We start from the raw sequence: 24,610 nt of genomic DNA, 5'->3' as shown, positions 1-24,610 counted from the left end.
CGCTGTTGCAGGAGGAATTCCTCGCCAAACAGGAAGCGCTCGGCAAGGACTGACTTGCGCTCGGCCTTCCTGCTGCGACGTGCGCCCGCCCCGAAAGGCGGGCGCTTTCGTTCTGGCCGGTCAGCGCGCCGGCAGCGGCTGCATGAACGGCGCGAGCGGCGCCTGGCGTTGCTCGGCGATGGCTTTCAACCGCGCCACCTCGTTGTCGGCCAGGCAATAGGTGGCACCATTCGCCAGTTCCACCTCGATGCCGATGAAGCCCGCATTGATCGCCGACCAGGGGCAGGCGAACGGGTGGATGGCCCGGCCCTGCAAGGTGATCGGCACGCTGTTCATCGCCACACCCAGATCCCCGCCGCTCAGGGTCAACGCGCCCAGTTGCAGCTGGCGGCCCTGGTCGTAGCGAAACAGCAGTGCGCTGACGGTACGCTGGCGACCACGGAAGTTGCACAGGTAGAGGATGAAGCCCGGCCCCGGAGCGCGCAGGTTGGCGCCGGCCGTATCGACGCGCCCGCCCTGGGCGGGTAACTGCGTGGTGATCAGGATAGGCTGCTCCCGGCGGAGCTGCGATACGTACCGGAGCGCCCACGCCGCTCCTGCCGACAGGACGAAAATCAAAATCGTGATCGACGTCTGGGTCATCTGGACGAACCTTCCTGAGCGGACGAACTCGGCTTGGTGCAGGCTGCGAAGAACCTTTCGGTGAGCGCCGGGTGAGCCTGTGTGGGGCATTTCGGCGCGCAGGATATAGACGGGCTTGGCAAATGGCCAGTACGCAGATCAAGTCAACGGTGCACTTAGAAAACATCCGCGGCCGGCATGGGTGCCGGCCGATTCGAAGGGGCGCCAGCGGCTGCCGGCGCCCGTCAGCCGATGCTGAATGCCGAGGCGTGGCGGTGCGGGAGCAGGCGGGCGATCGACTTGATGCGTTGCACTTCGGAATTGGGCAGGCGGAGCACGCTGCCATCGTCCAGTTCGGCCTCGATCCCGTCGAAATCCTCGTCGATCGCTTCCCACGGGCAGTCGATCGGCACGATGGCGAGCATCCTCAGGCAGATTGGCTGCTGCGGGTCGATCAACGTGGGAATGTCGTCGGCGTCGATCCTGATCTCGCCCAGGCGCAAACGGTCATGCCGCTGATTGCGCAGCATCAGGTCCTGCACCGTCTCCGGCTGCTCGCCGAAATTGCAGAGATAGAGGGTGAAACCCTTGGTGCCGGCGGCGGAACGGCGGGCGCCGTATTGGGAAACCAGAGGGAAGTTGGTGGTCAGCACCATGGCGCGGGGATTGAGCGGCACCAGCAACTGCCTCCACATCACCAATGCCACGAAAATCAGCAGTGCCCAAGTCGCTAACGCAAGGGGAATGGCGTCCATTGGATGATTCCTTACAGCGTGAATCCGGTTATGCCGGCTGGGGGCATCCTTATTGTGTTTCGTCGCCGGTACCGATAGCGCGCAGCGTAGTACCAGATTGCCGAAACGGCTAGTGCAGAGCGCTCGCTGCAGGTTCGCGGTGCGACAAAACGGCCCTTCGCGGTGCTGCAACTCAGGTCGTGGGCGGCGTAGGAGGCGATATTCATCGTCTTGATACGACTTATCAGAACGGCGGATTTGAAAAATAGTGCGCTGCTGACCGGCTTCGACCGTGCCCGTTTCCATTCCTGCCACTCATCCGCGGGAGCGGTCGTCGGGCCGTCCAGGCTGTCCACCGAACAACAAGAGGACGTTTCATGAGCACTTATTCTCTCCAACTGGCCGCCGTGATCGGCGCCGGAACCATGGGCCGCGGGATCGTCATGAGCCTGGCCAACGCCGGCGTGCAGGTGCTCTGGCTGGACAACAATCCGCAGATGCTCGAGCAGGCGCTCGGCGTGGTCGCCGACACCAACGCGCACAACGTGCGCCAGGGCCGCATCAGCGAGGCCGAGGCGGCCGAGCGCCTGGCACGGGTGCGTGCGGTGGACGGCTACGCCGCGCTGGCGGACGCCGACCTGGTGATCGAGGCGGTCTACGAGAACCTCGAACTCAAGCAGAGCATTTTCCGCGAGCTGGACAAGACCCTGAAGCCGACGGCGATCCTCGCCAGCAACACCTCGGCGCTGGACATCGACGCCATCGCCGCCGTCACCGCGCGGCCCGAACAGGTGCTCGGCCTGCACTTCTTCAGCCCGGCGCACATCATGAAGCTGCTGGAAATCGTGCGCGGCGCGCGTACCGACAAGGCGGTGCTGCAGGCCGCCGTCGAACTCGGCCAGCGCATGGGCAAGGTCAGCGTGGTGGCGGGCAACTGCGACGGATTCATCGGCAACCGCATGCTCGCCACCTACGTGCGCGAGGCGCGGGCGATGCTGCTCGAAGGCGCCTACCCGCATCAGGTGGACGCCACGCTGCAAGGGTTCGGTTTCGCCATGGGGCCGTTCCGCATGTACGACGTTGTCGGCATCGACCTCGAATGGCGCGCCCGCCAGCTGGCCGGCGAAGGCCAGGACGCCGCCGAGGTGCAGGTCGACAACCGTCTCTGCGAGCTCGGCCGCTTCGGCCAGAAGGCGCGCATGGGCTACTACCGCTACGCCGAAGGCAGCCGCCAGGCCGAACACGACCCCGAGGTCGACGCGCTGGTGCTGGAGGTGTCCGAGTCCCTCGGCTACACGCGCCGGGAGATCGGCCCCGAGGAAATCCTCGAGCGCTGCCTGCTGGCGCTGGTCAACGAAGGCGCGAAGATCCTCGACGGGGGCATCGCCGCCAGCAGCCATGACGTCGACCTGGTCTACCTCAACGGCTACGGTTTCCCGGCCGACAAGGGCGGCCCGATGAGCTGGGCCGATGGCCAGGGGCTGGCCTCGATCCGCGACCGCCTGGATGACCTGCGCGCGCGTTTCGGCGACCACTGGCAGCCGGCCGCGCTGATCGATCGCCTGGCCGCCTCCGGGCAGCGTCTGAGCGACGTGAAGGAGGGCCGCGCATGAACTACCAGGCTCCCCTGCGCGACATGCGCTTCGTGCTGCACGAACTCTTCGACGTCACCGGGCATTGCGAACAGCTTGGCAATGGCCTGGATCGCGAGTTGATCGACGGCGTGCTGGAAGAGGCCGCGCGCTACACCGGCGAGGTGGTGGCGCCGCTCAATCGGCACAGCGACGAGGAGGGTGTCAGCCTCGTCGACGGCGCGGTGACCACACCGCAAGGCTTTCGCGAGGCCTACGCGCAGTTCGTCGAAAACGGCTGGGCGAGCATGACCGGACCGCAGCAGTACGGCGGCCAGGGCTTTCCGCAACTGGTGGCGTGCAATTTCCACGAGATGCTGATGGGCGCGAGCCTGTCGTTCCGCATCTATTCCGGGCTCACCGAGGGCGCTGTGCTGGCGCTGTACAAGCACGGCAGCGAGGCGCTCAAGGACGCCTACCTGGAGAAGATGGTGAGCGGCAGCTGGACCGGCACCATGTGCCTCACCGAGCCGCAGGCCGGCACCGACCTGGCGCTGCTGCGCACCCGCGCCGAGCCGCAGGCGGACGGCAGCTACCGGGTCAGCGGCAGCAAGATCTTCATCAGCGGCGGCGAGCACGACATGAGCGAGAACATCGTGCACCTGGTGCTCGCCCGCCTGCCAGACGCGCCGCCCGGCGTGAAGGGCATCAGCCTGCTGCTGGTGCCCAAGTTCATCGCCAACCCGGACGGCATGCCCGGCGCACGCAACGCGCTGTCCTGCGGCGCCATCGAACACAAGATGGGCATCAAGGGCGCGGCGACCTGCGTGATGAACTTCGACGGCGCCACCGGCTGGCTGGTGGGCGGCGCCAACCAGGGCCTGGCCTGCATGTTCACCATGATGAACGACGCGCGCTTCCAGGTCGGGCTGCAGGGCCTGGGCGTCGCCGAACAGGCCTGGCAGGGCTCGCTCGCCTACGCCCGCGAACGCCTGCAGTCGCGCGGCCTGGCCGGCGCGCAACAGCCGGACAAGGCGGCCGATCCGATCATCGTCCACCCGGACGTGCGGCGCATGCTGCTGACCCAGAAGACCCTGGTCGAAGGCAGCCGCATGCTCGCCGCCTACACCGCGCGCCAGCTCGACCTGGAGCACGGCCACCCGGACGAGGCGGCGCGCAAGGGCGCTGGCCGGCGCGCCGCCCTGCTGATCCCGATCGTCAAGGCGTTCTTCACCGACATGGGCCAGGAGGTCGCCAGCCTCGGCGTTCAGATCTACGGCGGGCACGGCTACATCCGCGAGTGGGGCATGGAGCAGCTGATGCGCGACAGCCGCATCACCCAGCTCTACGAGGGAACCAACGGCATCCAGGCGCTGGACCTGATCCGCCGCAAGCTGCTCGGCGACGGCGGCGCGGAGATCGCGGCGCTGCAGGACGAACTGCTCGCCGCCTGCGAAGCGCCCGCCGGGCGTCCGGCGCTGGCCGCGATGGCGGCCAGCGTGCAGACGCGGTTGCTGGAGTGGCGCGAGCTGAGCGCCCACGTGCTGGCCATCAGCGCGCGCAACCCGCAGGAAATCGGCGCCACCTCGGTGGACTTCCTCGCCTACTCGGCCTACACCCTGCTCGGCGCGCTCTGGCTGCAGGCCGCAACCCGGGCGCAGGAGGCGCTGGACGGCGGCAGCGGCGAGGTGGCGTTCTACCAGGCCAAGCTGCACAGCGCGGACTTCTACCTGCGCCGCGTACTGCCGCGCGCCAGCATGCACCGCGAGGCGCTGCTCGGCGGTGCGGACTGCCTGATGGCGCTGTCGGAGGCGGATTTCGCCTTCTGATCCAACGCGCCCGGCGTCACCGCCGGGCGCCGCGTGCGTCCCATCACAAGAAAGAAGGAGCCCCCATGCAACCCTTCAGTTTCGCCACCACCGCCCAGTTGATCTGCGAGAGCGGCGCCTCGCGCCGGCTCGCCGCGCTCTGCCGCGAACGCGGCGCGCGCTCGGTGCTGATCGTCACCGATCCCGGCATCACCCGCTTCAGACTGCTCGACGGCGTGCTGCCCGGCTTCGCCGAGCAAGGCGTCGCCGTGGCGGTCTTCGATCAGGTGCTCGCCGATCCACCGGAAGCGGTGGTGCTGGACGCCGTGGCGCGGGCCAGGTCGTTGCAGGCCGAGCTGATCGTCGGCTTCGGCGGCGGCAGCTCGATGGACGTCGCCAAGCTGGTCGCGCTCCTCGCCCATCCGCAGGGTACGCAGCAACTGGCCGACCTCTACGGCGTCGGCAACGCGCGCGGCCAGCGCCTGCCGCTGATCCAGATGCCCACCACCGCCGGCACCGGCTCGGAGGTGACGCCGATCTCCATCGTCACCACCGGCGAGACGACCAAGATGGGCGTGGTCTCGCCGCTGCTGCTGCCGGACCTGGCCCTGCTCGACGCCGAGTTGACCCTCGGCCTGCCTCCGGCGGTGACCGCCGCCACCGGCATCGATGCCATGGTGCATGCCATCGAGGCCTACACCAGCGCGCACAAGAAGAATCCGCTGTCTGACCTGCTCGCCCGCGAGGCGTTGCGCCTGCTGGCGGCCAACCTCGGCGAGGCGGTGCACAACGGACAGAACCGCGAGGCGCGCCAGGCCATGTTGCTGGGCGCCTGCCTGGCTGGCCAGGCGTTCGCCAACTCGCCGGTGGCCGCGGTGCACGCGCTGGCCTATCCGCTGGGCGGGCATTTCCACATTCCCCACGGGCTGAGCAACGCGCTGGTGCTACCGCACGTGCTGCGCTTCAATGCGCCGGCGGCCAGCGCGCACTACGCCGAACTGGCGCCGCTGCTGCTTGGCGAGCGGCTGCAGGCCGGCAGCGCGGAAAGCCTGGTGGAGCAGTTCATCGCCGAACTGGCGGCGCTGAATGCGCGCCACGGACTGCCCAGCCGTCTGCGCGATGCGGACGTCCCCGAGGCGATGCTCGAACGCCTGGCGGCCGATGCCATGCTGCAGACCCGCCTGCTGGTGAACAACCCGCGCGAGCTGTGCGAAGCCGACGCCCTGGCGATCTACCGGGCCGCCTACTGACCGCCATACCGACAAGGATTCCCCATGCCACAGCCGCAGCACCTTCGCGCCGACTACCGGCACTTCCAGCCGGTGACCACGCGCTGGCACGACAACGACCTCTACGGTCACGTCAACAACGTCGTCTACTACAGCTACTTCGACAGCGCGGTGAACACCTTCCTGATCGAGCACGGCGGGCTGGATATCCACGCCGGCCAGGTGGTGGGCTTCGTGGTCAGCTCCAGCTGCGACTACTTCGCCTCCATCGCCTTCCCCGAGCGCATCGAGGTCGGCCTGCGGGTCGCCCGGCTGGGCAACAGCTCGGTGCAGTACGAGCTGGCGGTGTTCAAGGAGAATCAGGACGAAGCCTGCGCCGCCGGGCGTTTCGTGCATGTCTTCGTCGACCGTCAGTCCAACCGCCCGGTGCCGATTCCCGACAGCCTGCGCGCCGCGCTGGAGGGGTTGCTGGTCGGTTGAAATGACTTGTTGCCAAGTCGCAGGGAACGCCAGAGGGCCCGCCACGTACTATTCTTCGGACCCTTCGGAGAGCCTCAATGGAATACCTGCAGCAACTCGTCAGCGATCCCGCCGCCTGGGTGGCGCTTGCCACCCTGGTCACCATGGAGATCGTGCTCGGCATCGATAACCTGGTGTTCATCTCGATACTCACCAATAAGCTCCCCGAACACCAGCGCACCAAGGCTCGCCGCCTCGGCATCGGCATGGCGCTGGTGTTGCGGCTGGGACTGCTCGGCACCGTCGCCTACATCGTCCAGCTCACCGAACCGGTGTTCGAGGTGTTCGGCCAGGCGTTCTCCTGGAAGGACATGATCCTCATCGCCGGCGGCCTGTTCCTGCTGTGGAAGGCGACCAAGGAAATCCACCACTCGGTGGACCCGGAGCCGGAAGGCGACCTGTTCACCGGCAAGGTCGCCAGTATCGGCTTCACCTCGGCCATCGTGCAGATCCTGGTGCTCGACCTGGTGTTCTCCATCGACAGCATCATCACCGCCGTCGGCATGACCGAGCACATCCCGATCATGGTGATCGCGGTGGTCGCCGCGGTGACCGTGATGCTGCTCGCCGCCGACCCGCTGGCGCGCTTCATCGGCAACAACCCAACGGTGGTCATGCTGGCGCTGGGCTTCCTGATCATGATCGGCATGACGCTGATCGCCGAAGGCTTCGGCGCCCACGTGCCGAAGGGCTACCTGTACGCGGCGATGGCGTTCTCGGCACTGATCGAGGCGCTCAACATGCTGGCCCGTCGTGCTCGGCGCAAGCGCTCCGACACACCGTCCTGAGGGGCAACAGCGCGGAGCCATCCGGCTCCGCTGCCGGTGCAGCCATTGCCTCGCGTGGTTGTCCAAGGCGTATCCGCCCACGGAGACGCCCGATGAAAGTCCTTCTCGCCTGCCTGCTCTGCCTGCCTTGCGCTGCCGCCTTCGCACAAACGCCCGCGCCGGGTTCGCCCGGCACAGCGACGCCGCAGCCCTATGTCCATCCGGCGCCGCAGCCCCGGCCCGCCGATCCCGGCAGGCCTGCCCTGTTCAAGCGCCCGCAGCCGACCGGCAACCCCGCGCCGCCGGCTAATCCTGCTCCCCGACATGAACAACCTCGGGCGCCTGTGGATAGAAAGCCCGGTTCGTGATCGATCAATAAACGTACAGTCCGCGTTAAGCCCCGTCACCAGCGGCCTGCAGCCGGGGCCGCACAGCTTGTCCACAGCCGGTTGCACAGGCGTTGTGCAAAAGTTCGATGGCAACTCGTTGAAATCGCTCAAAAAACGTACGGATGGCGAGAAGCGCCGCAGGCCCTGGGCTGGCGGCGGGTCTGTACAGCTTATCCACAGCGCCATCCACGCGCGCTGTGGGTAAGCCGCGTTGGTCGCCGCCTAGCCGAAGACCGGACGGAAGAAGCTGCGTTCGTAGCTGACGATGCAGCGGGTTTCCTCGGCATAGCGAAAGGCGGCCTGGCAGTCGGCGTCGACGAAGGAGCGCTCGCGGTAGGTTTCGTAGGCGGCCAGCGAGGGAAAGCTGAACATCGCCAGGGCGACGTCGCTGGCGCCTTCGCTGGGCAGGAAGTAGCCATGGTGGGTGCCGCCGAACTTCTTCACCAGGGGTATCCAGAGTTTGCCGTAGTGCTCGAATTCCGCGAGCTTGTAGGGATCGATGCGGTAGCGCAGGTAGCAGGTGATCATGGCGCTGGGGCGTCCTTGGGCGTGTCGATGAAGACCAGGCGATTGCCGAACGGGTCGTGGAGGGTCATTTCGCGGGTTTCCCAGGGCGTCTCGACGATGCCCGGGCGGGCGAAGCCGTAGTCCTTTGCGCGGAGTTCGGCGTGCAGCGCGGGCAGGTCGGCACAGGGGATCCGCAGCGCCGCGCCGGGGCAGGCGTCGCCGTGGTGTTCGGAGAGGTGCAGCACGCAGCCGTCGCGCGACAGCTGCATGTACAGCGGCAGCCCCGGCTCGAAGCGGTGCTCCCAGTCGACGGAAAAACCCAGATAGTCGAGGTAGAACGCCCTCGCCCTGGCTTCGTCGAAGCTGCGCAGAATGGGCACCGGCGAGCCGAGCGTGGCCGCCATCAGAGGTTGCCGATCACGTCGCGGATGTCGCGGGCCAGCTCGTCCACCCGCTCCATCTGCGAATCCCACGAGCACATGAAGCGCGCGCCGCCGCTGCCGATGAAGGTGTAGAAGCGCCAGCCGCGGTTGCGCAGGGCCTCCAGCGCCGGCTCGGGCATCTGCAGGAACACGCCGTTGGCCTCGACCGGGAACATCAGCCGGACGCCGGGCACGTCGGCGACGCATTCGGCCAGGTGCCGCGCGCAGGCGTTGGCGTGTTCGGCATGGCGCAGCCAGGCACCGTCCTGCAACAGGCCGACCCAGGGCGCGGAGAGGAAGCGCATCTTCGAGGCCAGCTGGCCGGCCTGCTTGCAGCGGTAGTCGAAGTCTTCGGCCAGGTCGCGGTTGAAGAACAGGATCGCCTCGCCCACCGCCATGCCGTTCTTGGTGCCGCCGAAGCAGAGCACGTCGACCCCGGCCTTCCAGGTCAGCTCGGCCGGCGAGCAGCCGAGAAACGCGCAGGCGTTGGAGAAGCGCGCGCCGTCCATGTGCAGGTGCAGGCCGAGTTCGCGGCAGGTGGCGCTGATCGCGCGGATTTCCTCGGGACGATAGACGCTGCCGACCTCGGTGGCCTGGGTCAGGGTGACCACGCGGGGTTTCGGGAAGTGGATGTCCTGACGCTTGTTGGCGATCAGGCGCACCGCGTCCGCGCTCAGCTTGCCGTCCGGACTGGGCGCCACCAGCAGCTTGGAGCCGTTGGAGAAGAACTCCGGCGCGCCGCATTCGTCGGTCTCGACGTGGGCGGTCTCGGAGCAGATCACGCTGTGGTAGCTCTGGCACAGCGCGGCCAGGGCCAGGGAGTTGGCGGCGGTGCCGTTGAAGGCGAAGAACACCTCGCAATCGGTCTCGAACAGTGCGCGGAAATGGTCGGCGGCGCGCGCCGTCCACTCGTCGTCGCCGTAGGCGCGGGCATGGCCCTGGTTGGCCTCGGCCATCGCCGCCCAGGCTTCCGGGCAGATTCCCGAGTAGTTGTCGCTGGCGAACTGCTGGCTGTTGTCGGTCATGGTGATCCTGCGAGTCAGTGAAAGCATCGCCGCTCACTTTACCCAACAATGGCGGTCAATGGCTGATCGCCACGGGCAAAGCGGGGGGGCCGGATGAGGGGGAAGGACGGATCGCCGGCAGGCCGCGACACTGCGCTGGACCTGCTCAAGTGGCTGGCGCTGGCGAGCATGCTGCTCGACCACCTGCGCTTCGTCTGGCCGGCGCTGGGCTGGCTGTATCCGTTCGGCCGCCTGGCGTTCCCGTTCTTCTGCCTGGCCATCGCGGCCAACCTCGCGCGCAGCCCGGCGGCGCCGGAGCCGCGTCGGCTGCTGCGCTACCTGGGCGCGCTGCTGCTCTTCGCGCTGCTGGCGGAAGGGCCGTACCGCCTGCTGGTGGGAGAGGCGACGACGCTGAACGTGCTGCCGACGCTCGCCCTCGGCCTGTCGATCGCCCAGGCGCTGCACCGTCCGCGGCCGCTTGGGCTGCTGCTCGCGAGCGCCGCGCTGGTACTGGCCGTCATCGGCGACCGCTGGCTGATGTTCGGCGCGGCGGGAGCCTTGCTGCCGGCGGCCTGTTTGCTGGTGCTGCGCCGACCGCTGTGGTGCGCGGCGCTGCCGGGGCTGGTCTGCCTGGCGGCGAACTGGTGGCCGCCGCTGTTCGCCGAAGCTGCCGTCCTGCAGCCGTTCGCCCTGCTGGTGCTGGGCACGTGCCTGGGCGCGCCGGCACTCGGGCTGCGGGTGCTGCGCAGCGAGCCGGGTTTCGCCGTGGCGCCGCTGACGCGCTGGGGGTATCTGCTCTACCCCGGGCACTTCCTGTTGCTGGCTGCCATTCGCGCGCTCTAGCGCCGGCATGAAAAGTACCTGTACTCGGCGCTACCGGCTTGTGTAGGGTGCGCCTTGCGCAGCGGGCCATGTACCGGGTTCGCGGAGCGCAGGCCGTCAGTCGCCGACGGCGCCTGATGCCTACCCGGGGGACCGCTGGTAGCGACCCGAGCCCCGTCGATCACGCGGAACTCCCGGCCCGCGTAGCCCTCAGAACAGGAACCAGTGGCCGACGGCCGCGCGTCCTTCGCAAGAAAAGGAGCAGCACCATGCGTTACGCCCGCTTGATCGCCTTCGCCGCACCCCTGTTCGTGGCCTTCTCGGCCACCGCCGCGCAGTGGCCCGCCGGTGCGAAAGAGGAATTCACCAACCAGTGCGTCACCAGCGCCAAGGCCAACGTACCGGCCGCCAAGGCCGAAGCCTATTGCGGCTGCGCGGCGGAAAAGGTCGGGATGGAGTTCAGCAGCGCGGAAATCCAGGCCATGCAGGACAAGAAAGGCAGCGACGTGACCCCGGAAATGAAGGAACGCCTGGGCAAGGCGTCCACCAGCTGCCTGCACTACCTGAACCCCTGAGTCGTCCTGGCCCTTGCCGCGCGCAGGGGCAGCCTGGACTCACATGACGCCGCGCAGGGCCGCCCTGCGCGGCGTCGTCGTGTCCGGCGGGCGGAATCAGAGGATCCGCGCGCTCTGCGCCGCCGGCTTCAGGCGGATGGCGATGAACTTGGAGGTTGGCGTGTGGCTGCCGTCGCCGTAGCTGTCCAGCGGCACCAGCGGGTTGGTTTCCGGGTAGTAGGCCGCGGCCTGGCCGTCCGGCATGTCGAAGGCGAGCAGGGTGAAACCCTTCACCGTGCGCTCGATGCCGTCGTCCCACAGCGAGGTGATATCGACCTTCTGCCCCGGCCGATAGCCCAGGCGCTCGATCTGCGCGGCGCTGACGAAGAGCACCTCGCGCTGCCCGCGCACGCCGCGGTAACGGTCGTCCAGGCCGTAGATGGTGGTGTTGTACTGGTCGTGTGAGCGCAGCGTCTGCAGGATCAGGTCGTGGGCCACGCCGCTCTTGCGCATGCGCTCGGACACCAGGTCCGCCGGCAGCACGTTGGCCTTGAAGTTGGCCTTGCCGCTGGCGGTGGTCCATTTGCGCGCGCCGGCCGAGTTGCCGAGGTAGAAGCCGCCGGGATGGGCGACGCGGCGGTTGAAATCCTGGAAGCCGGGCAGCGTATCGGCGATCAGCTCGCGGATGCGGCCGTAGTCGGCGATCAGCGCATCCCAGTCCACCGGATGGTTGCCCAGGGTGGCCTTGGCGATGCCGGCGACGATGGCCGGTTCCGAGCGCATCTCGGCGGACAGCGGCTCGAGCTGGCCGAACGAGGCGTGGATCATGCTGAACGAGTCCTCCACCGTCACCGCCTGCGGGCCGCCGGTCTGGCGGTCGATGTCGGTGCGGCCCAGGCACGGCAGGATCAGTGCGTCGCGGCCGTGGGTCAGGTGGCTGCGGTTGAGCTTGGTGCTGATCTGCACGGTCAGGGCACAGCGTTGCAGCGCCTGGTGGGTGCGCGGGCTGTCCGGGGTAGCCTGGGCGAAGTTGCCGCCCAGACCGATGAACACCCGGGCGCGGCCTTCCAGCATCGCTTCGATGGCTTCCACGGTGTTGTGGCCGTTGTGCCGCGGCACGCTGAAGGCGAAGCGTTTTTCCAGCGAATCGAGTAGTGCTGCCGGCGGGCGATCGTTGATGCCCATGGTGCGGTCGCCCTGCACGTTGCTGTGGCCGCGTACCGGGCAGAGGCCGGCGCCTGGCTTGCCGAGGTTGCCGCGCAGCAGTTGCAGGTTGACGATCTCCTGGATGGTCGGCACCGAATGACGGTGCTGGGTGATGCCCATCGCCCAGCATACGATCACTCGCTCGGCGCGCCGGTACATGCGCGCGGACTGCTCGATCTCCGCCAGGGTGAGACCGGACTGCTGCTCGATCTGCGCCCAGGAGGTGTCATCCAGCTCGGCCAGGTAGGCGTCAATGCCGTCGGTGTGCTCGGCGATGAAGGCGTGGTCGAACACCGCCGGCTCGCCCTTGGCTTGGGCCTCGCGCTCCCACTGCAGGAGGAACTTGGCCATGCCGCGGACCGCCGCCATGTCGCCGCCCAGCGCCGGGCGGAAGAACGCCGTGTTCAGCGGTTCGGAGCCGTTGGCGAGCATTTCCGCCACGTTCTGCGGGTTCTGGAAACGTTCCAGGCCGCGCTCCTTGAGCGGGTTGAAGCAGACCACCTGGGCGCCGCGCTGCACCGCTTCACGCAACGGTTCGAGCATGCGCGGGTGGTTGGTGCCGGGGTTCTGGCCGAGCACGAAGATGGCGTCGGCATGCTCGAAGTCGGCGAAGGTCACGCTGCCCTTGCCGATCCCGACGCTTTGCCCGAGGGCCACGCCGCTGGCCTCGTGGCACATGTTCGAGCAGTCCGGGAAATTGTTGGTGCCGTAGGCACGGACGAACAGCTGATAGAGGTAGGCCGCCTCGTTGCTGGCCCGCCCGGAGGTGTAGAACTCCGCCTGGTCGGGGCTTTCCAGCGCGTGCAGGTGCTCGGCGATCAGGGCGAAGGCGGCGTCCCAGTCGATCGGCAGGTAACGGTCGCTGGCCGCGTCGTAGCGCATCGGCTGGGTCAGCCGGCCCTGATATTCGAGCCAGTAGTCGCTCTGCTCGCGCAACTGGCTGACGCTGTAGCGGGCGAAGAAGGCGGCGTCCACGCGGCGCTTGGTGGCTTCCCAGTTGACCGCCTTGGCACCGTTCTCGCAGAACTTGACCATGCCGTTCTCCGGCGAGTCGCCCCAGGCGCAGCCCGGGCAGTCGAAACCGCCGTTCTGGTTGGTCTTGAGCAGCGCGCGGAGGTTCTTGAACGGCTGTTTGCTGTCCAGCCAGAAGCGCGTGACGCTGGCCAGCGCACCCCAGCCGGCGGCCGGGCCTTTGTAGGGTCGGTACTGCGGATCGATCTTTTGCAGGCTCATGTCGGCGATTCGTCTTCGCGGAGCGCCGGGCTGTAGACCCGTGGCGCGCTGTGTTGGGGCAGATGGATGAGGTTCAGGTTGTGCCGCTGCGCCCACTGCACGGCGAGGCCGGTGGGCGAGGAGAAACTGACCAGGCTGTGAAGGCCGGCGCGCAGCGCCTTGTGGATCAGTTCCAGGCTGCAGCGGCTGGTGACCACGGCCACTCCGCCCCTCGTGGCGATGGCCTGGCGTTGCAGTGCGCCGATCAGCTTGTCCAGGGCGTTGTGCCGACCGATATCCTCGCGGCCCAGCAGCAGTGCGCCCCGCTCATCCATGAACAGCGCCGCATGCACCGCGCCGCAGTGCTGGCCCAGCGGCTGGAATTCGCCGATGCGTTGGCGCAGGCCGTCCAGCCACTGTGCCGGCGGCAGCGGGGTCGGCGTCAGTACCGGCAGGTCAGGCAGCGCCTGTTCCAGCGCCTCGACGCCACACAGCCCGCAGCCGCTGCTGCCGGCGACGTTGCGGCGTTGCCGCTTGAGTTGCCAGAAGGCGCGGCTGGCGATCTGCACCTGCGCCTGACGGGCGTCGCCGTCGCCGGAAATGACGATGTCGTAGAGCTCGTCGGGCGAGGCGACGATGCCGGCGGCGAGGCTGAAGCCGACCACGAAGTCCTCCAAGTCGGCGGGGGAGACCAGCATCACCGCCTGGTTCAGGCCGTTGTAGGAAATCGCCAGGGCAATTTCCTCGGCCAGTTCGGCAGGGCTTTCGGCCTGGTCGTCCAGGCCATGGAACCGGTAACGCTGGCTGGCGGCGGCAACGGGCGCGGGCAGGCGGCGCACCGTTGAACGTCTCGGGGCGTTCATAGGCAAGGCTCGGTGTCGTTATGGAAACGAGACTAGGGCAGATTGTCGCACCCCGTCTAATCGTTAGGACCGATGCGGCGATAGAGGCGTTCGATGAGTTGCGCCAGCGTGGCCGACAGGCGATGCGGGGGAACACCGGGCAGGCTCCGACGCTCAAAGCCGTGAGCGCCGGGCAAACGGCGCTCGGGAAGGAACAAAGGAACACATGTCTGCCCGGAGGGCGCGGTACCCCGTATCGATCGACAAATGGAGACTTTCAGGATGATCAGGAAAGCGACCCCGGCCGATCTGCCGGCCCTGCTCGACATCTGGCTCGAAGCCACGCAACAGGCGCACGACTTCATCGAACCCTCCTTCTGGGAAGGCAAATTCGAGGACATGCGCGACCACTATCTCCCCAGCGCGGACGTCTGGCTCTACGAGCGTGACGGCCGGCCGCTCGGGTTCTTCGCCTTGCAGGAACACATCCTAGCCGCGCTGTTCGTCAGCCCTTCCGAACATGGCCAGGGCATCGGCTCGGCGCTGCTGGAGAAGGCGCGCAGCATGACCGACGGGCTGGAGTTGTCGGTCTACGAGCGCAACAGCGAGGCAGTGGCGTTCTACCAGAAGCACGGCTTCTGCCAGATCGACCTGCGTACCGACCAGCGTGCGGGGCACGTGGAACTGGTGATGCTCGATTGCACGCAGATGGACGGCGCCGAGCGGCGCGCGGCCGATCGCGAGGCGGTGGAGTTGATGCAGCCGGGTTGAGGAGGTTTGGACTTTTTGCAGCTGTGCAGCACCGTAGGATGGGTCGAGCGAAGCGACACCCATCGCCTCGCGGCATGACTTGGGTATCGCTGCGCTCAACCCAACCTACGGCCTGACGGCTCAGCCTCCGCCTTCAGCCGCTCGATCCGTTCATCCTTCTCCGCCCACAACCCGCTCACCCATTCCTGCACCTGCCGGCGGAAGTCGGGGTCGTTCTCGTAGTCGCCGCGCCACAGCGCGGGGTCCAGCGGTAGCGTGCGGATGTCCACGATCACCCGCGGCACCCGCCCGCAGAGCAGGTCCCAGAAGCCTGGCGTGGGCGTCTGCGGGTAGACCAGGGTGACGTCGAGGATGGCATCCAGCTGCTCGCCCAGCGCGGCGAGGACGAAGGCCACGCCGCCGGCCTTGGGCTTGAGCAGGTGACGGTAGGGCGAGCCTTGTGCCGCGCGCTTGGCCGGCGTGAAGCGCGTGCCTTCGAGGTAGTTGACCACGGTCACCGGCAGGCGCTTGAAGCGCTCGCAGGCGGCGCGGGTGATGGCCAGGTCCTGGCCGCGCAGGTGCGGGTTCTTCTCCAGGAAGGCCTTCGAGTAGCGCTTCATGAACGGGTAGTCCAGCGCCCAGAACGCAAGGCCGAGGAAGGGCACCCAGATCAGCTCCTTCTTCAGGAAGAACTTGAAGTAGGGCGTCTTGCGGTTGAAGGCCTGCACCAGCGCCGGGATGTCGACCCAGGACTGGTGATTGCTGATGACCAGGTAGGAAGTGTCCATGCGCAGCTCGCCGCCGCCGCGGATGTCCCAGTGCGTCGGCGTGCACAGGGCGAAGATCGCCTTGTCGATTTCGGCCCAGGTCTCAGCGACCCACATCACCCCGCGCGAGCAGCGATCACGCAGCGCCTGGTTCGGCGCGATCCGTTTGAACAGGGCGATCAGCAGCAGCGGGCCGATCAGGACGAGGGTGTTGAACAGCAGCAGAAGGGTGGTGACGACGCCGGTTAGCGGGGCTCTCATCGGCCTCTTCTCCTTGGCTATGTGCGGTCGGGGAATCATACCCAGCGCCGGCGCTCGTCCCAAGCCAATGGCGTTACAGGGCTTTTATGCAGCGATGCCTTTGAGCCATCATGGCGGCGCGACCATACGGTCATTCTCATCGGGTGCCAGCGTGCTTAAACGTATCGCTTTGACCGAACTGCGTATCGGCATGTTCATTCACGAATTTTCCGGCTCATGGATGGAGCACCCCTTCTGGAAGAGCCGGTTTCTCCTCGAGAACCCTAAGGATCTGCAACGCATCCGCGACAGCGGCATCGGCGAGCTGTGGATCGACACGGCCAAAGGGCTGGACGTGCCGGGTGGGGAGACCGTCGACGAGGTCAAGGCACAGACCGATGCGCGCTTGCTGGCCGCGGTGACGACGCCGACGGTGCCTCCGCCGCGCGCCAGCCTCGAGGAGGAAGTCGCCCGCGCGCAGAAGCTCTGCTCGCACTCGCGGCGGGCGGTGATGGAGATGTTCCAGGACGCGCGGATGGGCCAGGCGGTGAACGTCGAGCAGGTCGGCCAGCTGGTCCGGGACATCACCGCCTCGGTGATACGCCATCCGCACGCGCTCATCAGCCTGGCGCGCCTGAAGAGCGCCGACGAATACACCTACATGCACTCGGTGGCGGTGTGCGCGCTGATGATCGCGCTGGCGCGCCAGCTTGAGCTGAGCGATGCGCATATCCAGGAGGCCGGTGTCGCCGGCCTGCTGCACGACATCGGCAAGATGGCGATCCCCAGCGAAGTGCTGAACAAGCCGGGCAAGCTCACCGACGAGGAATTCCGCCGCGTTTGCGACCATCCACAGGCCGGCACCGACATCCTGCTGGAGTGCAAGCAGGTCAGCGCGCTGGTGATCGACGTCTGCCTGCACCACCACGAGAAGATCGACGGAACCGGCTATCCGCACCGTCTGGCCGGCGATCAGATCAGCCTTTTCGCGCGGATGGCCGCGGTCTGCGACGTGTACGACGCGATCACCTCCAACCGCCCGTACAAGCGCGGCTGGGACCCGGCCGAGTCGATCCGCAAGATGGCCGAGTGGTGTCACCGGCATTTCGACGAAACGGTGTTCCAGGCGTTCGTCAAATCGGTCGGCATCTATCCGGTCGGCTCGCTGGTGCGCCTGGACAGCGGCCGCCTGGGCGTGGTCATCGAACAGAACGAGAAATCCTTGCTGTCGCCACGAGTGCGGGTGTTCTTCAACGCCAAGACCAATACGCACCTGGCGCGCGAGGTCGTCGACCTGGCCAAGCTGGTCGGCCGCGACAAGATCGTCGGCCGCGAATCCCCGGCGCAGTGGGGGTTCCGCGACCTCGACGAGCTCTGGTCGGGAGTCGCCTCTCCCGCTCTCTGAGGCGGTCACCCTTCCGCGTGACGCCGCGAGCGGCGTACCCTGTGCGCCCGCTGCGCTGAACCCCGTCCGCCAGCCGCCGTCTTAGACTATCCGCGCCTTTTGGAGAACCTGCGTGAAAGCCATTCTCGCCCTGCTGGCCCTGAGCGCCGTGCTGCCCGCCGTCGCCGATGAGCAAGAGCAACCGACCCTCTATGGGCGCAACGAGTACGTACGCTTGCCGGAACTGGGCAAGACCCTGCGCGCCAAGCTCGATACCGGTGCGCTGAACGCCTCGCTGTCGGCCAAGGACATCGAGCGCTTCGAGCGCGATGGCGAGGACTGGGTGCGTTTCCGCCTGGCCAGCAAGGGTGCCGACGACACGCTCTACGAGCATAGGCTGGCGCGCATCGGCAAGATCAAGAACCGTGCGGGCGAGCAATCCGCCGACGAGGAGGAAGACGCCGGGGTCGAGGTCAGCAAGCGTCCGGTGATCGATCTCGAACTGTGCCTGGGCACCGTCAAGGAGACCGTCGAAGTCAACCTGGCGGACCGCAGCAACTTCATCTATCCGCTGCTGCTGGGCGCCAAGACCCTGCGCGAGCTGGGCGCGGCGGTGGACCCGGCGCGGCGCTTCACCACCCGCAAGCCGGAATGCTGAGCCTCACGACCAACTGCGCAGCCAGGCGGCCCGCAACTTGCTAGCATTACGACATCATGGCGCCAGAAGACTGGCGTGATCGTTGTCGAGGTGTGCTGATGGGCGCTCTATTGTTACCGGGGATGCGCGTTCTGGAACGCTTCAGTTTCGCGCGCAAGTTTCAGTTGCTGTTCCTGCTTTTCGTGTTGCCCCTGTGCTTCGCCGCCTGGGTGATCGTCAGCGATTTCACCGCCAAACTGGACGTGGTGGCGAAGGAGCGCGGCGGCATGCGTGCGATGCAGGCCCTGGACGCGGTGCAGCAGGCGATGGTCGAGCAGCGCAACCTGTTCGCCCGCTGGAAGGGCACCGAGGAGCCGGCCAAAGCGGGTTTCGAGCAGCAGGCCGGCGAACTCGACCGCGCCATGCAGGAGGCCGCCCGGCGCATCGCCCAGGAAGGTTTCACCGCGCAGACCGACCAGCATCTGCAGACGCTGCAGGGCTTGCGTAGCGAGCTGGCGGTCGACCGGCTGGGCAAGATGGCCCTGCCCGACGGGCTCGAGCGCTATCAGAAATTCCTCCTGCAACTGCAACGCCTGCGTGACCAGGTCGCCACCGACAGCGGCCTGATCCTCGACCCGTGGCTCGACACCTACCTGATGATGGATCAGCTCACCGCCAACCTGCCGCGTGCGCTGGAGCGTCTCGGCAGCTTCTTCGCCCAGGGCCACGGCGCTGTCGTCTCGCAGCATTTCACCCTGCAGAGCCGGGTGGTGATCCGCGACCTGCGTCGCGCGCTGGACGATTCCCGCGCCAGCCTGCAGAAGGCCGCCGCCACCCTCGCCCAGGATGCGCCCTGGGTGATGCCCGGCCTGCGCCAGCCCTACGACACCGCGCTGCAGGGCCTCGACGCCTATACCCAGCGCATCGATCGCGAGGTCTTCGAGAGCAACCCGATCGCCATCGCCCCGGCGCCGTTCGCCGCCGCCAGCGACACCCTGCGCGACCAGTTGCTCGGTCTGCAGCAGGCGCTCTACGACGTGTTCGAAGGGCGCATGGCCAGCCACCGGGAGGACGCGCTGCACAGCCTGCTGCAGGTGATCGGCGCCTTCGCCGCGCTGGCGTTGATTGCGCTCTACGTGCTGCTGTGCCTGAACGCCTCGATCCGTCGCAGCACGGCGGGCATCACCGAGGCGGCCCAGGGGCTGCGCGACGGCGACCTGCGTGTGCGCGTCGCGGTGCATGGCGAGGACGACCTGGCGCAGATCGCGCTGGCCCTCAACGCCGCCGTCCTGCAGTTGCGCGACAGCCTGAAGGGCGTCGACGACGAGAGCCACCAGCTCGGCGACACGGTGCACCGGCTGTATGCCCAGGCGCAGGATTCCCTCGGCGAAGTCGAGCAGCAGCAGGTCCAGCTAAGCCAAATCGCTACCGCCGCGACGCAACTTGCCGCCACCGCGCAGAGCGTCGCGCAGAGTTGCGAGGAAGCGGCGGTGGACGCCGTGCAGACTCGCGAAGTCGCCATGCAGAGCCGTCAGCGCAGCACGCGGACCGGCGCCAGCATGCATCAGCTCGGCGAGCGCCTGGGCGAGGCCTCGGTCACCCTTGGGCAACTGCGCGAACAGGCGCAGCAAATCAACCGCATCGTCGACGTGATCAAGGGCATCGCCGAGCAGACCAACCTGCTGGCGCTCAACGCGGCCATCGAGGCGGCCCGCGCGGGCGAGCAGGGCCGCGGCTTCGCGGTGGTCGCCGACGAAGTGCGCAGCCTGTCGCAGCGTACCCAGGAGTCGACCAAGGAAATCGGCCAGACCGTCGGCGACCTGCAGAGCGTGGTCGGCCAGGCGGTGGCGCTGATGGAGGAAGCCAACCGCCAGGCCGAGGGCGACGTCGGCAGCGTGCTGGCGATGGGCGGCGATCTGGAGCACATCGCCGAATCCGTGCAGCGCGTCAGCGACCGCCTCGCACAGATCGCCACCGCCGCCGAGCAGCAGGCCGCCACGGCGGACGAGGTGAGCGGCAACATCCAGCAGATCGACCAGGCGGCAAGCCAGTTGCTGAGCGGCGCGCAGTCGGTCAGCGGCGCGGCGGAGCAGATGCAGCGTGGCAGCGAGGGGCTGCGGCGCAACACCGGGCGTTTCCAGCTGAGCTGAGCCGACGGGAGGCGACGAAGCGAAGCGGCACCATTTCGTTTCGCCGGCGTCATAACCCTTGAGAGCCAGTCAGGACAGGACATTCCTCATGCTGCTAGACATCTTGCTGTGGGCCGGTCTGGTCGCCTTTTTCCTCGGCGGTCTATACGTGAACCCGAAGTGGAAAGAGCGTAACGACGCCTGATGCGCGCATCCGATCGTCTGCCTTCTTCCGCCTGACGGCGAGCGCCGCCCGCCGGCCGCCTTGCGCGCCAGCCCTGGCACCTTGCACGTCCCCGCGTTCAATCTGTGAAACCCTGCCTCCCGGTGGACAGCCCCGTGGCGATGCGGTTAGCGTCGTCGCGCCGGGACAGCTGCCCGGTGGCCACCACGGGTTTTGCATGAACGAACGCAACGAGCAGCACAAGCACCTTTCCGCACGGCCTGCGGCGCCCTCGCAGGATGAGGGCGAGGCGCGCCGGAAACAGCTTTCCCGACAGCGCTTTCTCCTGCGTTCCGGCCTGGTCGGTTTTGCCATCGCCGGCGTCGCCGGCTACCTGATTTCCGGCGATCCGCTGCCGGTCGCCTGGCTCGGCATGGTACTGGGCGCGGCGGCCGGCTGGGTCTGGTTGAGGGTGCGCTGATGGACACCGCCTCGCTGCTCTGGGGGCTGCTGTTCAGCGCCTTCGGCCTGGCCTATTTCATCTACGGCAAGAAGCGGGGCAAGAGTGTGCCGCTGGTCTGCGGCATCGCCCTGATGATTTTCCCCTACTTCGTCGACAGCGACCTGCTGCTGGCCGGCATCGGCCTGACGCTGTTGGCAGTGCCGCTGGTCGTCCGTAGCTGATCTGACTGAGGCGTGCGCCCAGGCGACCGGATACGTCCGCGGACGGTGTCCTGCGCGCCTTTCGCGGCCTTAGTGTTAGTGGATGTTTCCATCCGCGCGCCGGAACGGGCGGGCGGTGCGCCTGCAAGCCGCGGACTAGACACATTAAGCCCTGAGCGTGGAAATCGGCGTTCGACCAACGTCGAACGGCGGGCGTCCGCGTGGCTGCTAGGTTCCTGAAGCGATAACAAAAACAATAACAGGAGATCCGACATGTCTTTCAGCAAGCAAGAAGCCGCACGCGCCTATTGGAAAGAAAACCTGCGCTGGATGCTCATCCTGCTGGTCATCTGGTTCGTCGTCTCGTTTCTCTTCGGCGTGCTCATGGTCGATGCGCTCAACGCCTTTTCCTTCTTCGGTTTCCCGCTCGGGTTCTGGTTCGCCCAGCAGGGTGCCATCTACGTCTTCGTGATCGAGATCTTCTTCTACGTGTGGAAGATGAATCAGCTCGATCGCAAGTACGACGTCCACGAAGAGTGAGGGCCCACGCATGGATACCCAGACCCTGATCTACCTGGTCGTCGGCGCCACCTTCGCGCTGTACATCGGCATCGCGCTCTACACCCGCGCGGCTTCCACCAGCGAGTACTACGTCGCCAGCAAGGGCGTGCATCCGATACTCAATGGCATGGCCACCGGCGCCGATTGGATGTCGGCGGCATCCTTCATCTCCATGGCCGGGATCATCGCCTTCGCCGGCTACGACGGCTCGGTCTACCTGATGGGCTGGACCGGCGGTTACGTGCTGTTGGCGATGTGCCTGGCGCCGTACCTGCGCAAGTTCGGCAAGTTCACCGTGCCCGAATTCATCGGTACGCGTTACTACTCGCAGACCGCGCGGGTGGTGGCGGTGATCTGCGTGATCTTCATTTCCTTCACCTACGTGGCCGGTCAGATGCGTGGCGTGGGCATCGTCTTCTCGCGCTACCTCGAGGTGGACATCAACACCGGCGTGATGATCGGCATGGCCATCGTGTTCTTCTACTCCGTGCTCGGCGGGATGAAGGGCATCACCTACACCCAGGTGGCGCAGTACTGCGTAATGATCTTCGCCTACATGGTCCCGGCGATCTTCATCTCGATGATGATCACCGGTAATCCGATCCCTCAGTTGGGCTTCGGCAGCGAAGTCCTCGGCACCGGGCAGAGTGTGCTGGAACGTCTCAACGGGCTGGGCGCGGAGCTGGGATTCGCGGCCTACACCAACGGCACCAAGTCGACCACCGATGTGTTCTTCATCACCATGGCGCTAATGGTCGGTACCGCTGGCCTGCCCCACGTGATCGTGCGTTTCTTCACCACCCCGACGGTGAAGGATGCGCGCAAGTCGGCCGGTTACGCGCTGCTGTTCATCGCGGTGCTCTACACCACGGCCCCGGCGGTTGCCGCGTTTGCCCGCACCAACCTTCTCACCAGTGTCCCCAACGTTAGCTACGAGCAGGTGCCCGGCTGGTTCAAGACCTGGGAAAGCGCCGGGCTGATTGCCTGGATGGACAAGAACGATGACGGCGTCATCCAGTACGGGCCCGGCGCCGCCTTCGCCGGCAAGCCGACCTTCACTGCCGAGCGCGGCGAGGTGGGCCAGCGCGTGTTGTCCAATCAGGGTACGGCGGCCGCCAACGAGCTTTACGTGGACAACGACATCATGGTGTTGGCCAACCCGGAGATCGCCGGGCTCCCGGGCTGGGTCATTGCGCTGATCGCCGCCGGGGGGCTGGCGGCAGCGCTGTCCACGGCGGCGGGGTTGCTGCTGGTGATCTCGACATCGATTTCCCATGACCTGCTCAAAAGCAACCTGATGCCGGGCATCAGTGAGAAGAAGGAGCTGCTCGCCGCACGGATCGCCGCGGGTGTCGCGGTGGTGATTGCCGGCCTGTTCGGTATCTACCCGCCGGCGTTCGTCGCCCAGGTGGTGGCCTTCGCCTTCGGCCTTGCCGCGGCGTCCTTCTTCCCGGCCATCGTCATGGGCATTTTCTCCAAGCGGATGAACAAGGAAGGTGCGATCGCCGGCATGGTGGTAGGCCTGGCGTTCACCTTCAGCTACATCGTCTACTACAAGTTCATCAATCCCACGGCAACCGCCGCGGATTGGTGGTTCGGCATATCGCCGGAGGGCATCGGTACGCTGGGGATGATCTTCAACTTCATCGTCGCGCTCGCGGTATCGCGCATGACCGCGCCACCGCCGGAGGACATCCAGCACCTGATCGAGGATATTCGCGTTCCGCGCGGTGCCGGCGCGGCCATCGATCACTGACGTCTGTGCCAGAGCAGGGCGCCCCGTTTAAACGGGGCGCCCTTATTTTGTCCGCGGCGCAGCAACGGCCAGCTCCCGAGCAACGCCGGAATACCGAGGCCGAGCCAGGCCACCGCGTCCCACACACCGTCGCCGAGCAGTGCACAGAACAGGCCGATGGCGCTGCCCAGGCCGACCAGCGCGGGCAGGGCGAAGGTCGAGTGGCGCAGGCGCTTCATGCCTCCGCCCCGGCCGTTCGAGGGCTGCCCATGGGCACGCGCCGGCGCACCCACCAGAGGTACAGGCCGCTGCCGAGGACGATGATCGTCAGCACGTCCAGCACGGCCCACAGCACCTTCATCGGCATGCCGCCGTAGTCGCCGAAATGCAGCGGCTGCGACATGCCCAGCGCGTCCATGTACCAGGGCCGCGCGACCACCGCGGTGACGCCGAGGGTCTTCGCATCGATCAGCACCGGGGTGAACAGGTGCGAGGTCAGTGGCGTGTTGCCGTTCATGAACACGGTGTAGTGGTGCTCGCTGGAGAACCGTGTGCCGGGGAAGGCGATGAAATTCGGCTGGCTGTCGGGCGCCGCCGTGCGGGCGATCTCCAGCAGCCGGCTGGCCGGCGCGCGTTCGCCGAGCGGCGGGGCGTTGCGGTAGGGCGCCAGCATCGCGGTCAGCGCGTCCTGCCGCCAGGCGGCGATCAGCAGGTCGGCACAGGCGCTGATCACTCCGGTGACGCCGACCGCCAGCGCCCAGACCAGGGTGACGATGCCGATCAGGTTGTGCAGGTCCAGCCAGCGCAGTCGGGTGGAGCGGTCACGGCGTACCTGGGCGAACCGCTGGCGGCGCATGAAGGGCGCGTAGAGCACGACGCCGGAGATGAGGGCGACGATGAACAGCAGCCCCATGGACGCCAGCAGCAGCTTGCCCGGCAGCCCCGCGAACAGGTCGACGTGCAGGCGCAGGATGAACAGCATCAGGCCGCCATTCGCCGAAGGCATTTCCAGGGCCTCGCCGGTGCGCGCATCGAGCAGGAAGGTGTGCGAATCGTTCGGATCGCTGCCCGCCGTGGCCGCGCTGATCGCCATTACCGCGTCGGGCTCGTCGTCTTCCCAGGCGAGGTACTGCACCACCTCGTCGGGCCGGTACGCCTCGGCGGCCTGTATCAGTTGCTGCAGGTCCAGGTGCGGCGTATCCGCCGGCAGCTCGCGCAGCGCGGGCGCATCGCCGAGCAGGTGGTCGATCTCGTGGTGGAAGATAAGCGGCAGGCCGGTCAGCGCCAGCATCAGCAGGAACAGCGTGCAGATCAGGCTGCTCCAGGTGTGGACGAAGGACCAGAGGCGGATTGTCTTGGCGTGCATCGGGGATT

General features: G+C 67.1%; 25 protein-coding genes. 15 read left to right on the top strand and 10 right to left on the bottom strand.

What is annotated here, in order from left to right:
* Nucleotides 1-120: 120 nt before the first annotated feature.
* Both QMX85_RS10480 and QMX85_RS10475 read right to left on the bottom strand, forming a co-directional pair.
* The gene (locus tag QMX85_RS10480; protein WP_282340645.1) at nt 121-642 is read right to left on the bottom strand and encodes a hypothetical protein; all 522 of its coding nucleotides are present in this window, start codon (nt 640-642) and stop codon (nt 121-123) included.
* A gap of 224 nt (nt 643-866) precedes the next feature.
* The gene (locus QMX85_RS10475; RefSeq protein ID WP_282340643.1) at nt 867-1,376 is read right to left on the bottom strand and encodes a hypothetical protein; all 510 of its coding nucleotides are present in this window, start codon (nt 1,374-1,376) and stop codon (nt 867-869) included.
* A 356-nt stretch (nt 1,377-1,732) separates the two neighbouring features.
* Between QMX85_RS10475 and QMX85_RS10470 the strand changes: the two genes are divergently transcribed.
* The 5 genes from QMX85_RS10470 (at nt 1,733) to QMX85_RS10450 (ending at nt 7,270) form a co-directional block, all read left to right on the top strand.
* On the top strand, nt 1,733-2,968 hold the full coding sequence (locus tag QMX85_RS10470) for a 3-hydroxyacyl-CoA dehydrogenase (protein WP_282340642.1): 1,236 nt from the start codon (nt 1,733-1,735) through the stop codon (nt 2,966-2,968).
* Nucleotides 2,965-4,755: an acyl-CoA dehydrogenase C-terminal domain-containing protein gene (locus QMX85_RS10465; protein WP_282340640.1), complete on the top strand. Its 1,791-nt coding sequence runs from the start codon at nt 2,965-2,967 to the stop codon at nt 4,753-4,755. Before QMX85_RS10470 ends, QMX85_RS10465 begins: the two co-directional genes overlap by 4 nt.
* Before the next feature lie 65 nt (nt 4,756-4,820).
* Nucleotides 4,821-5,984: an iron-containing alcohol dehydrogenase gene (locus QMX85_RS10460; protein ID WP_282340638.1), complete on the top strand. Its 1,164-nt coding sequence runs from the start codon at nt 4,821-4,823 to the stop codon at nt 5,982-5,984.
* Between the two features lie 24 nt (nt 5,985-6,008).
* Entirely contained in the window at nt 6,009-6,443 is a 435-nt protein-coding gene (locus QMX85_RS10455; protein ID WP_282340637.1) for a thioesterase family protein, read from the top strand.
* Nucleotides 6,444-6,520: 77 nt separating this feature from the next.
* Nucleotides 6,521-7,270, top strand: a complete 750-nt coding sequence (locus QMX85_RS10450) for a TerC family protein (RefSeq protein ID WP_282340635.1) — start codon at nt 6,521-6,523, stop codon at nt 7,268-7,270.
* Between the two features lie 590 nt (nt 7,271-7,860).
* Here QMX85_RS10450 and QMX85_RS10445 read toward each other — a convergent pair.
* Genes QMX85_RS10445 through QMX85_RS10435 form a run of 3 tightly spaced genes read right to left on the bottom strand, consistent with a single transcriptional unit; the run spans nt 7,861 to nt 9,592 of the window.
* A complete protein-coding gene (locus QMX85_RS10445; protein ID WP_282340633.1) occupies nt 7,861-8,166 on the bottom strand; it encodes an NIPSNAP family protein in 306 nt (101 codons plus the stop codon).
* Nucleotides 8,163-8,549 carry a glyoxalase superfamily protein gene (locus QMX85_RS10440; protein ID WP_282340631.1) on the bottom strand — a complete coding sequence of 129 codons (387 nt, stop codon included), beginning with the start codon at nt 8,547-8,549 and terminating at the stop codon, nt 8,163-8,165. Before QMX85_RS10440 ends, QMX85_RS10445 begins: the two co-directional genes overlap by 4 nt.
* The gene (locus QMX85_RS10435; RefSeq protein WP_282340647.1) at nt 8,549-9,592 is read right to left on the bottom strand and encodes a low specificity L-threonine aldolase; all 1,044 of its coding nucleotides are present in this window, start codon (nt 9,590-9,592) and stop codon (nt 8,549-8,551) included. The genes QMX85_RS10440 and QMX85_RS10435 overlap by 1 nt, the downstream gene beginning before the upstream one ends.
* A gap of 93 nt (nt 9,593-9,685) precedes the next feature.
* Here QMX85_RS10435 and QMX85_RS10430 point away from each other — a divergent pair, with 93 nt between their 5' ends.
* Nucleotides 9,686-10,414, top strand: coding sequence for a TraX family protein (locus tag QMX85_RS10430; protein WP_282340629.1), 729 nt, complete (start codon nt 9,686-9,688; stop codon nt 10,412-10,414).
* A gap of 248 nt (nt 10,415-10,662) precedes the next feature.
* Entirely contained in the window at nt 10,663-10,968 is a 306-nt protein-coding gene (locus QMX85_RS10425) for a hypothetical protein (protein ID WP_273233689.1), read from the top strand.
* A 96-nt stretch (nt 10,969-11,064) separates the two neighbouring features.
* Here QMX85_RS10425 and QMX85_RS10420 read toward each other — a convergent pair whose 3' ends face one another.
* A complete protein-coding gene (locus QMX85_RS10420; RefSeq protein WP_282340627.1) occupies nt 11,065-13,386 on the bottom strand; it encodes an FdhF/YdeP family oxidoreductase in 2,322 nt (773 codons plus the stop codon).
* Nucleotides 13,383-14,228 (bottom strand): formate dehydrogenase accessory sulfurtransferase FdhD, encoded by an 846-nt coding sequence (gene fdhD / locus QMX85_RS10415; RefSeq protein ID WP_282340625.1) that lies wholly within the window; start codon nt 14,226-14,228, stop codon nt 13,383-13,385. The genes QMX85_RS10420 and fdhD overlap by 4 nt, the downstream gene beginning before the upstream one ends.
* A 261-nt stretch (nt 14,229-14,489) precedes the next feature.
* Here fdhD and QMX85_RS10410 point away from each other — a divergent pair, with 261 nt between their 5' ends.
* Nucleotides 14,490-14,978 carry an N-acetyltransferase gene (locus QMX85_RS10410; protein ID WP_090224953.1) on the top strand — a complete coding sequence of 163 codons (489 nt, stop codon included), beginning with the start codon at nt 14,490-14,492 and terminating at the stop codon, nt 14,976-14,978.
* Between the two features lie 95 nt (nt 14,979-15,073).
* Here QMX85_RS10410 and QMX85_RS10405 read toward each other — a convergent pair whose 3' ends face one another.
* Complete coding sequence (locus QMX85_RS10405) at nt 15,074-15,985, bottom strand: acyltransferase (protein ID WP_282340622.1); 912 nt, start codon at nt 15,983-15,985, stop codon at nt 15,074-15,076.
* A 151-nt stretch (nt 15,986-16,136) separates the two neighbouring features.
* Between QMX85_RS10405 and QMX85_RS10400 the strand changes: the two genes are divergently transcribed.
* The 7 genes from QMX85_RS10400 (at nt 16,137) to QMX85_RS10370 (ending at nt 23,257) form a co-directional block, all read left to right on the top strand.
* Nucleotides 16,137-17,369 (top strand): HD-GYP domain-containing protein, encoded by a 1,233-nt coding sequence (locus QMX85_RS10400; RefSeq protein ID WP_282340621.1) that lies wholly within the window; start codon nt 16,137-16,139, stop codon nt 17,367-17,369.
* A gap of 112 nt (nt 17,370-17,481) precedes the next feature.
* Nucleotides 17,482-18,006, top strand: coding sequence for an ATP-dependent zinc protease (locus QMX85_RS10395; protein ID WP_273233695.1), 525 nt, complete (start codon nt 17,482-17,484; stop codon nt 18,004-18,006).
* 98 nt (nt 18,007-18,104) lie between these two features.
* A complete protein-coding gene (locus QMX85_RS10390) occupies nt 18,105-20,135 on the top strand; it encodes a methyl-accepting chemotaxis protein (RefSeq protein WP_282340618.1) in 2,031 nt (676 codons plus the stop codon).
* Nucleotides 20,136-20,515: 380 nt separating this feature from the next.
* A complete protein-coding gene (locus tag QMX85_RS10385; RefSeq protein ID WP_282340616.1) occupies nt 20,516-20,758 on the top strand; it encodes a hypothetical protein in 243 nt (80 codons plus the stop codon).
* Nucleotides 20,758-20,961 carry a hypothetical protein gene (locus QMX85_RS10380; protein WP_282340614.1) on the top strand — a complete coding sequence of 68 codons (204 nt, stop codon included), beginning with the start codon at nt 20,758-20,760 and terminating at the stop codon, nt 20,959-20,961. Before QMX85_RS10385 ends, QMX85_RS10380 begins: the two co-directional genes overlap by 1 nt.
* 252 nt (nt 20,962-21,213) lie before the next feature.
* Nucleotides 21,214-21,480: a DUF4212 domain-containing protein gene (locus tag QMX85_RS10375; RefSeq protein ID WP_282340612.1), complete on the top strand. Its 267-nt coding sequence runs from the start codon at nt 21,214-21,216 to the stop codon at nt 21,478-21,480.
* Nucleotides 21,481-21,490: 10 nt separating this feature from the next.
* Nucleotides 21,491-23,257 (top strand): sodium:solute symporter family protein, encoded by a 1,767-nt coding sequence (locus tag QMX85_RS10370; RefSeq protein WP_282340610.1) that lies wholly within the window; start codon nt 21,491-21,493, stop codon nt 23,255-23,257.
* On the opposite strand, the gene QMX85_RS10365 is transcribed toward QMX85_RS10370, so the two are convergent.
* Nucleotides 23,251-23,475, bottom strand: coding sequence for a hypothetical protein (locus QMX85_RS10365; protein ID WP_282340608.1), 225 nt, complete (start codon nt 23,473-23,475; stop codon nt 23,251-23,253). The genes QMX85_RS10370 and QMX85_RS10365 overlap by 7 nt on opposite strands.
* Nucleotides 23,472-24,602, bottom strand: a complete 1,131-nt coding sequence (locus QMX85_RS10360; protein ID WP_282340607.1) for a PepSY-associated TM helix domain-containing protein — start codon at nt 24,600-24,602, stop codon at nt 23,472-23,474. The genes QMX85_RS10365 and QMX85_RS10360 overlap by 4 nt, the downstream gene beginning before the upstream one ends.
* Between the last annotated feature and the right edge of the window lie 8 nt (nt 24,603-24,610).

The organism is Pseudomonas sp. PS02288, from assembly GCF_029959715.1.
In the GTDB taxonomy this organism is placed as follows: Bacteria; Pseudomonadota; Gammaproteobacteria; order Pseudomonadales; family Pseudomonadaceae; genus Pseudomonas_O; species Pseudomonas_O kuykendallii.
The sequence above is the reverse complement of the archived record's forward strand: the minus strand, read 5'-3'. Positions and strand labels throughout refer to the sequence as shown.